Source organism: Candidatus Oleimmundimicrobium sp. (genome assembly GCF_030651595.1).
In the GTDB taxonomy this organism is placed as follows: domain Bacteria; phylum Actinomycetota; class Aquicultoria; order UBA3085; family Oleimmundimicrobiaceae; genus JAUSCH01.
Genome location: NZ_JAUSCH010000072.1, coordinates 1 through 8,796, shown reverse-complemented (window position 1 = coordinate 8,796; position 8,796 = coordinate 1). Strand labels below are relative to the sequence as shown.

Sequence of the window (8,796 nt, the reverse complement as noted above, 5' to 3'; positions counted from 1 at the left end):
GCAGAACTCTCCCCGATAAACCGGGGCTCAGACAGCTTCGGTCGAAACCCCGCCTTGTCGATTGTTCGTCGGCGCTCTCATATATCACCCATGAACAACCCACCGGGTTTTAAAGACCTAAATCTTTTAAAACGCTCTTTTGTTTTTTCTGGTAGCTGGCGACTGGTCATTGCCTGCCTGTAGATTGGTCGTTGCGAGCGACCCGCCAACGGTGGGGAACGTGGCAATCTCGGTTTAATTGTGTTTTTTTGTGGGCGGGCAACAGCTCCTAATTGCCTGCCTGCCAGTAGGCAGGGCGCCTAAAAATGATATGGCGTTAATGACAATTAGCTTATAGCAGATGGCTACAGATTCGTCATTGCCTGCCTACAGATTGGTCATTGCGAGCGGAGCGTGGCAATCTCATTCTTTTCCCCCTCCCTTGATGGGAGGGGGAAAAGGGGAGGGTGATGAGGTTTTGCTCTTAAAATTTTCATTTACATTTTTCATTTAAACCAGATTCCATACCAATGGGTAGGTTGCAAACTTCTGCGCATGTGTTAAAAAGTTCTTATTCCTGCTTCGCTTGCTCTATACTCTAAGCGATATTCTTTTTTTGTTTTTCCTGGAGACTGGAGGCTGATTTCACTCCCGCCTGTCCGCCTTCAGCGGAACTCCCAATAACAAACTTTACCGATAAGCAGGGTCTTGACAATAGTCTACTTTAGAGTAGACTGATTATAAGTAGACTATCAGTTCCAATTCCGCTATCGAAAATAGTGAAGAAGGGAGGGGCATTGGATAAATTCATTAATCGCAAGCGTGAACTTAAATCTCTCCAAGGTTTTTGGAAAAATCAAAATTCTCAATTGGTAGTGATTTATGGGAAGCGACGGGTGGGCAAGACGGAGCTTATAAAGAAGTTCATTGAGGGGAAACCCGCCATTTACTTTTTGTCCGACAACCTGCCGGAAAGCATGAACTTAAAATTTTTGGGTCGAGTGGTGGGTGAATTTTTTGAGGACAATTTTCTTGCTGAAAACGGTTTTAAGGATTGGTATCAGTTCTTTCAATATCTAAAGGACAACGTCAAAAAGAGAATGGTTTTAGCCATTGATGAGTTTCCGTATCTTGCTCACACTAACAAGGCCATTTCGTCTGTTTTTCAAAAGGGTTGGGATGAATACTTAAGCGATTTGCCGATTTTTCTCATATTGTGCGGTTCCAGCATCTCAATGATGGAGTCGGAGACCTTAGCTTATAAAGCGCCGCTCTATGGAAGAAGAACGGGGCAACTTTTAATTAAACCCTTTTCATTTTCAGGGGCTTCGCAATTTTTTCCGGCCAAATCAATGGAGGACTGTTTGCGTTTTTACACTATCGCCGGCGGAATGCCCGCTTATTTAAAACAGCTAAACACTCACCTTTCACCAAGGAAAAATATCGTAAATGAAATGCTTTCCCCCGATAAGTTCCTATATAACGAGGTGGAATTCATTTTGAAAGAGGAGCTACGCGAACCCCGAAATTATTTTAGTATTTTAAAGGCAATTGCTTTTAGTCGGAACAAATTTGGTGAGATTGTAAATGAAACCGGAATTGAAAAAAGCAGTCTTCACAAGTACCTTTTTACCTTAGAAAATCTTCAGTTAATAGAGAAAGAGATACCGGTTACGGAGAAGAACCCAATTCGTTCCAGAAAAGGCCGTTATCGTTTGCAAGACCGGTTTGTAAAGTTTTGGTTCAGCTACGTTTTTCCATTTAAGAGTGAGCTTGAACTCGGAAACACCGCGCCGGTTTTAAAGAAGCTTAAAGAGAGCTTCAATATATTGGTCGCTCAAACCTATGAAAAAGTGACTCAAGAGATTCTTAGAGCGCATGGCAATGAATTTTTTCCTTTTATGCGAGTGGGGCGATGGTGGGACAAAAATGAGGAAATTGATTTAGTGGCGCTCAACGATGAAACCAATGAGATTCTCTTTGGAGAAGCAAAGTGGTCTAACAAGAAGGTTGGAACCAACATCTATCGTGATTTAAGAAGAAAAGCTTCATTAGTGGACTGGGGGGAACCAGACAGAAAAGAATATTTCTGTCTGGTTAGCCGAAGCGGTTTTACAGAGGAAATGAAAAAAGTGGCAAAAGAAGAGAGGGTTTTTCTTTTTGAAAAAGATAAGCTTAAAAAATGCTGAAACGAACGACTCCCGGCCTGTCCGCCTTCAGCCAGAAGAGGCTTCAGCCAAAGGCTGATAGTCCTCTGGACTACTGGCGGAACTGATGGGCTTCGTCTATTAGAGGACAAAACCACATTTTGTTGAAACCTTTAGATTGTAATTTGGTATACTGATAAAAGAACGAAAATATTGTTGCTTCCCGAGGAGCGCTTATGGATGAAATCAAGGGCATAACTAAGAAAATAAAAAAATTTAGAGACGAAAGAGATTGGCTTAAATTTCATAATCATAAAGATATGGCCTTATCTTTGGTTTTGGAAGCTGCGGAAGTTTTAGAACATTTCCAATGGAAATCATCCGAAGAAGTTTTGAATCATGGGAAAATTTACAAAGAGGAAATATCGGAAGAACTAGCGGATGTTGCAATGTATCTATTTGAACTTGCTGATAATCTTGAAATCGATCTTCCAGTAGCAATCGAAAGAAAACTAGCAAAAAATGCTCAAAAATACCCAACAGAAAAAGCACGAGGGAAACATACAAAATACAATAGGTTGTAAAAATATGAGACTTTATGCAGGTACCTCTGAACAATTTATTCAAGATACGATACAAAATCAGATAGCGGAAAAACTAAAGACCTCATTTTTTAATTACTTCAGATACAACCCTTCCCCTATGGAAATAAATTCTTGGAGAAATTCTTTAAGATCTGTTTCTCAAGTCTTTCAATATGCAAATTTATTAGACCACGGGATAATTCTTGAGTACCAGTTGCCACTTACTTCAAAAAGATTAGATTGCTTGATATGCGGAGAAGATGGAGAACGAAAAGATAATTCGGTAATTATCGAGCTCAAGCAATGGGATAAGTGCGAAGTGGCTTTTGGCGAAAACGAAGTATTGACATGGGTTGGAGGCGCAAAAAGAGAAGTTTTGCATCCCTCGGTACAAGTTGGTCAATATAAGACATACTTAGAAGATACACACACAGCTTTTTATGACGGTTTAAGCTCGGTTAAATTAAGTGCTTGTGCATATTTGCATAATTACAATTACTATAATAATGATGTTATTTTTTCAGATAAATTCCAAGAGCCATTAAAAAGTTATCCGCTATTTACTGCTGATGATGTGGATAAACTGAAGAACTATTTGCTTGAGAGGTTGATAGGTGGCAATGGAGTAGATGTTCTTAGGAAAGTGGAAGAAAGTAAATACAGACCCTGCAAGAAATTAATGGATCATGTGGGCAATATGATCAAGGGTAAATCTGAGTATGTTTTGCTTGATGAGCAGCTGGTAGTATATGATAAGGTACTTTTTTGTGCCAAAAAAGGATTTCATGATAAGCAAAAAACTGTAATTATTGTTAAAGGTGGACCCGGAACAGGCAAGTCAGTAATTGCTATTAATCTTATGGCAGATTTATTGCTTAAAGGTTACAATGCGCATTATGCGACGGGTTCCCGGGCTTTTACGCAAACACTAAGAAAAATTATTGGGTCAAGAGGGTCTGCCCAATTTAAGTATTTTAACAGCTATCCCAGTGTTGAACAAAACATTTTGGATGTTCTTATTGCAGATGAAGCCCACAGAATTCGCAAGACGAGCAATAATCGTTTTACACCTAAAACAAAAAGGTCAGATTTGCCTCAAATTGAGGAATTATTGCATGCTTCTAAAGTAGCCGTATTCTTTATAGATGACAATCAAGTAGTACGTCCTAATGAAATTGGGTCGGTGCAATATATTAAGGAAAGGGCAGCCGAAAAAGGATGTAAGATTCTTGAATACGAACTTGAAGCTCAATTTAGATGCAACGGCTCGGACGCATTCGTTAATTGGGTTAATAATACTCTCGGAATTAAAAGAACCGCCAATGTTATTTGGGATCGGCATGAAGAATTCGATTTTAAAATATTTTCGTCTCCCCTGGAGCTGGAAAATGCAATTAGACAGAAAGTAGAAGAAGGTTTTACCGGTAGAGTGTCAGCAGGATTTTGTTGGGATTGGTCACTTCCTAATGATGATGGCACGTTAAAAGATGATGTTGTAATAGGAGACTACAAGAGACCTTGGGATGCAAGGCCAGAGGCCAGACGATTGGCCCCCGGGATACCAAAAGCTTCATTTTGGGCGCATGATCCGAATGGTATAAATCAAATTGGTTGTATATATACTGCTCAAGGTTTTGAGTTCGATTACGTGGGTGTTATTTTTGGGGAAGACTTAGTTTATGATTTAGATAAACAGGGGTGGCACGGTGAACGGAATAAATCGTCTGATAGTGTAGTAAAGCGCTCGGGAGAAAAATTTACGGAACTTGTTAAGAATACTTACAGAGTTTTACTTAGTCGCGGAATGAAGGGTTGCTACGTATATTTTATTGATAAGGATACAGAAAGATTTTTTAAATCAAGAATTGAAAATCTGGAACAATTTGAACAGCAAAAGGAATTGATGGTTTCTGACTTATTAAAAACCGAAGAGCAAGATGATGTTTTGAAGCGTACGTTGTTAGATGTTGAAGAGAGTGAAAAGTTTAATAAATATCTACCAATATATTCATTAAAAGCGGCAGCAGGGAAGTTTGGAGAAGGCCAAGATGTTGAAGAAAAAGGATGGATTGAGGTTGATATTGGTCGAAAACTTGATGAAAAGATGTTTGTTGCTCAGGTAGTCGGCAAATCAATGGAACCGAAGATACCCGACGGGAGCTACTGTGCCTTCCGTGTTCACCCCGAAGGGTCTCGTCAAGGCAAGATCGTTTTAGTTCAACATCACAATATTGATGATTTAGAAACAGGTGGCAAGTATACCGTCAAAGTATATGAAAGTGAGAAGATTTTAGCTAAGGACGGGACTTGGAAGCATGCTGTCATTCGTTTAAAGCCACTTAACCCAGCCTATGAGGCTATTGAACTTCATGATGTTGAAGAAAGTGAGTTTATTGTTATTGCTGAGCTAATTAAAGTTCTTAATAAGGATAGATAGTGTTATCTATAAAAAACTGACCTTGAAATCACACAATTTTGGGAAATTCTTGAAGAAATTTGTGTCTTGACTCGAAGTTTAATTGTGTATTAGGAATTCAGTATATATATTTATTAGTTTAGTGTAGGGGGGAGTCATAATGAACAACGAAATAATTTTGATTTGCAGCTACTGCGGCAACAAAACATCACATTTTGTAAAGACACAGATTTCCTCTCAAGAAGAGATATATGGCTCTAATGGCGAATGTCTCGGGAAAATTGATACATATTATTATTTGACGGAATGCAAAACATGTAATGGGATTTCCTTATTTTCAGATTGGGAAGGATCGGGCAATACAGGCGATCTTCGAAATGCAAGCCAGCTCTACCCATCTTCTCGTGAACTCGGTAAAGCGATACCTGAAGAAATTAGAAAGAGTTATGAGGAAGCGAAAAAAGTTGAAAAACTTTCGCCAAATGCCTTTGTCGTGTTACTCAGAAGATCGCTCGAATTGCTTTGTAGAGATCAAAAAGCGAAGGGGAGGAATTTGAAAGAGCAAATAGCCGATTTGTCGAAGATGGGCTTAATTCCTAATACAATAGTAGAGATGGCCGAGACTTTACGATTTATAGGGAACATAGGTGCTCATGAAATCGAGGTCGATATTGACCAAGCGGAAATAAGTGCCATTGACGATTTCTTAGTTGCAATGCTCGAATACGTGTATGTTGCCCCCAATAAAATTACGAAATTGAAAGATAGTATCTCCAAGAAGAGCAGGAAATAACAGCATAATAAAAGGGTGAATTGGGGTTACCCATTAAAAGGCACCTGTCAGGGCTTTAATTTTGATGTTTTCTTAAAGATAAGGAGTTAACAAATGACATTCAAAGACGCAGCAGAAAAGATTTTAGAACAAGCCAAAAGAGACTTTGAGGGGTATTGAGAAAAACAGAAGTGGGTAAATAGCCAAATTAAAAGCATAAAGGGGTTGCTGGTTTAAATATGTGGTATTTGTATTTAGATGAGTCAGGTGATTTAGGTTTTGATTTTGTTAACAAGAAACCATCGAAATTTTTTACGGTTACAATTTTAGCGCTAAGAGGTGTTGAAAATAATCGGAAACTTATAAAAGCAGTAAAAGTAACTCTTCGGCGAAAGTTGAATCCGCCTCATAAAAGAGGAAGGTTGGTTAGTGAACTTAAGGGAAGCGGTACCACTTTAGAGATTAAAAAATACTTTTATAAGCAGGCGAGAGAAGCTAAATTTGTTTTGTATACTATAAACCTAAACAAGCGAAGAGTTTACGAAGATCTGATTAAGAATAAACCAAGGATTTATAATTATATTGCCCGCCAGGTTTTAGACCAAATACCATTCGAGAAAGCCAATGCAAGAGTTGAGCTAATAATTGATAAGTCAAAAGGCAAACGAGAAATAGTTGAGTTTAACGAATATGTAAGGAGGCATCTCGAAGCTCGCTTGGATCCAAAAGTGCCATTGGATATTTATCATTGGTTGTCTCACGAAGCTTCTGGTCTACAAGCTGTAGATATGTTCTGCTGGGGAATTTTTGAAAAATATGAGAAAAACAAAACCACTTGGTATGAGATGTTTAAAGAAAAGATTGAATTCGAAACTAAATACCTGTAAAAGATAAAAAGAGCGTGCCTTGTGAGTTTGTTGTGTCTAGACTATGGCCCACTCGATGGAAGGGAACATCTAGAACAACCCACAGCGGACTTATCGCTCAAATAAATTGTACCATTTTATAATAAATTTTTGAAGTATTTTTAAAAAACTATTAAGTTTTTCCAAGAAACTATTAAGTTTTTAATAGCGAAGAAAATGTAGAAACGTGGTCAGACCCGACTAACTCGATTGGAAATTCTTGAAGAAATTTATGTTTTGACCCGGAATTCAATTGCAAATTATGGAATTCAGCATATTAATTAGCCCTTAAAAAGGAAAAGGCATGGGGAAAATATTAATTCCGGCATCTGGCCCGGAAGATTGGAAAAGGTTTCTTGCTGAACCGGAGAAGCATTGGAAAAAAGGATATTCAGCTCGTTCATTAGCGTATTGCTGGCAGGAAGCCGATGGTATTCCGCAGGAAATTCTATCTGTGCTTGAGCAAATACCATCTCTTAGGGGTTTGAACACAATTTTTGCCATTCCCGAGCACAAGGTTCCGTTGCCCGGCAGAGGCAATTCCTCCCAGAATGATGTTTGGGTTCTCGGAGAAACAAAAGATGGCTTGGTGTCTATTGCGGTAGAGGGCAAGGTATCTGAGCCTTTTGGTCCCACTGTTGGAGAATGGTTTTCTGAACATACGCCCGGAAAAGAAAAAAGACTCAAATTCTTGTGCAGTGAACTTGGTTTGGCTTTTCCTCCACCGGAGGGAATTCGTTATCAATTATTGCATCGCACGGTTTCTACAATTATTGAAGCAAAAAGGTTTCATGCCAAAGATGCGGTTATGGTTGTCCATTCATTCAGCAAAACCAACGAGTGGCTGGAAGATTATCAGGCGTTTTTATCTCTATTCGGGTTAAAGGCAGGGGTAGACCAAGCGGTATCGACAAGTATCGCGCCCGACCTCACCCTGCACTTTGCATGGGTGCATGGTGCTGAGAAATATTTGGAGATGTAGTAGAAAGATGATAACCAACTAAAAAGGAGTTGTGCCTCAATAGCTATTTTGAGGTGCTCTAAATTTACTCCTATGAACTTGTAACCTTATAGTTTTAATAAAATTGACGAAAATCAGAAATTCTGATATTCTTATAATCAGAAATTTTAACATGAGGTGAAAATGATGACAATAAAGATACCGGTGAGAAAGCGGGGCCAGCTGACTTTGCCGGCCAAGCTCAGAAAAGCTTTCCACATCGATGAAGGTGATATTGTCGAAGCTGAAGTGACCGAAGAAGGAATTTTGATTCGCCCGAAGAAACTCGTTGATTCTTCGCAAGCGTGGTTCTGGAGCTCAAAATGGCAACACGGCGAACAGGAAGTTGAAGAAGACATTAAGAAAGGCCGTATAAAGACGTATAAATCAATCGATGAGATGCTTAAGGATCTCAAACGATGAAATTCATCGTCACCCGTCACTTTGAGCGCTGTTACAGGAAGCTCCCGTCCGATATTCAAAAACAGACGGATGCTAAACTGCGGCTCTTAGCCGAACTTCCCAAACAACATCCTTCTCTTAGAGTAAAGCGGATTCAGGGTACAACTGATATGTGGGAAGCAAGTATAACCATGAATTATCGTTTTACGTTTCAAATCTCCAAAGAGGCAATCATCTTGCGTAAAATTGGCAAGCACGAGGACGTTTTGGGAAAATAACAAATCAATAAAAGTAAAAAACAGGGCCGGGTCTGACAAACTTGAAATAGCCGCCAGCTTCCAGTCCTCAGCCACCAGGAAAATCAAAAAAGCTTTTTTATTCGGGTTCATAAGTAAGGAAAAAATAGGAAAAATAGAAATAGGGGTCAGCCTGACAAACTTGAATAACCAACTCATCAACCAAATCGCTTCTAAGTTTCACGAATCGCAATAGGAAAATAAATTTAAAAGCCGATAAAATATCAAAGCATTAATTACAATAAGATATATAATAAAGTGTAAATTTTAATACAGGAGGGAATAAACAATGAGT

9 protein-coding genes are annotated in these 8,796 nt (G+C 39.0%); all 9 read left to right on the top strand.

Annotated features, from left to right (window positions below):
• A partial coding sequence (locus Q7U95_RS04730) for a hypothetical protein (RefSeq protein ID WP_308752293.1) occupies positions 1–183 on the top strand: 183 nt, incomplete at its 5' end.
• A gap of 593 nt (positions 184–776) precedes the next feature.
• Positions 777–2,168, top strand: a complete 1,392-nt coding sequence (locus tag Q7U95_RS04725) for an ATP-binding protein (protein ID WP_308752291.1) — start codon at positions 777–779, stop codon at positions 2,166–2,168.
• A gap of 194 nt (positions 2,169–2,362) precedes the next feature.
• Positions 2,363–2,710, top strand: a complete 348-nt coding sequence (locus Q7U95_RS04720; RefSeq protein ID WP_308752289.1) for a nucleotide pyrophosphohydrolase — start codon at positions 2,363–2,365, stop codon at positions 2,708–2,710.
• Positions 2,711–2,714: 4 nt separating this feature from the next.
• Positions 2,715–5,147: a DNA/RNA helicase domain-containing protein gene (locus Q7U95_RS04715; RefSeq protein WP_308752287.1), complete on the top strand. Its 2,433-nt coding sequence runs from the start codon at positions 2,715–2,717 to the stop codon at positions 5,145–5,147.
• Positions 5,148–5,286: 139 nt separating this feature from the next.
• The gene (locus Q7U95_RS04710) at positions 5,287–5,919 is read left to right on the top strand and encodes a DUF4145 domain-containing protein (RefSeq protein WP_308752285.1); all 633 of its coding nucleotides are present in this window, start codon (positions 5,287–5,289) and stop codon (positions 5,917–5,919) included.
• 218 nt (positions 5,920–6,137) lie between these two features.
• Positions 6,138–6,785, top strand: coding sequence for a DUF3800 domain-containing protein (locus Q7U95_RS04705; protein WP_308752283.1), 648 nt, complete (start codon positions 6,138–6,140; stop codon positions 6,783–6,785).
• Between the two features lie 322 nt (positions 6,786–7,107).
• The gene (locus tag Q7U95_RS04700; RefSeq protein ID WP_308752281.1) at positions 7,108–7,785 is read left to right on the top strand and encodes a hypothetical protein; all 678 of its coding nucleotides are present in this window, start codon (positions 7,108–7,110) and stop codon (positions 7,783–7,785) included.
• A 162-nt stretch (positions 7,786–7,947) separates the two neighbouring features.
• Positions 7,948–8,226, top strand: a complete 279-nt coding sequence (locus tag Q7U95_RS04695) for an AbrB/MazE/SpoVT family DNA-binding domain-containing protein (RefSeq protein WP_308752279.1) — start codon at positions 7,948–7,950, stop codon at positions 8,224–8,226.
• The gene (locus Q7U95_RS04690) at positions 8,223–8,483 is read left to right on the top strand and encodes a hypothetical protein (protein WP_308752277.1); all 261 of its coding nucleotides are present in this window, start codon (positions 8,223–8,225) and stop codon (positions 8,481–8,483) included. The genes Q7U95_RS04695 and Q7U95_RS04690 overlap by 4 nt, the downstream gene beginning before the upstream one ends.
• Positions 8,484–8,796 lie beyond the last annotated feature (313 nt).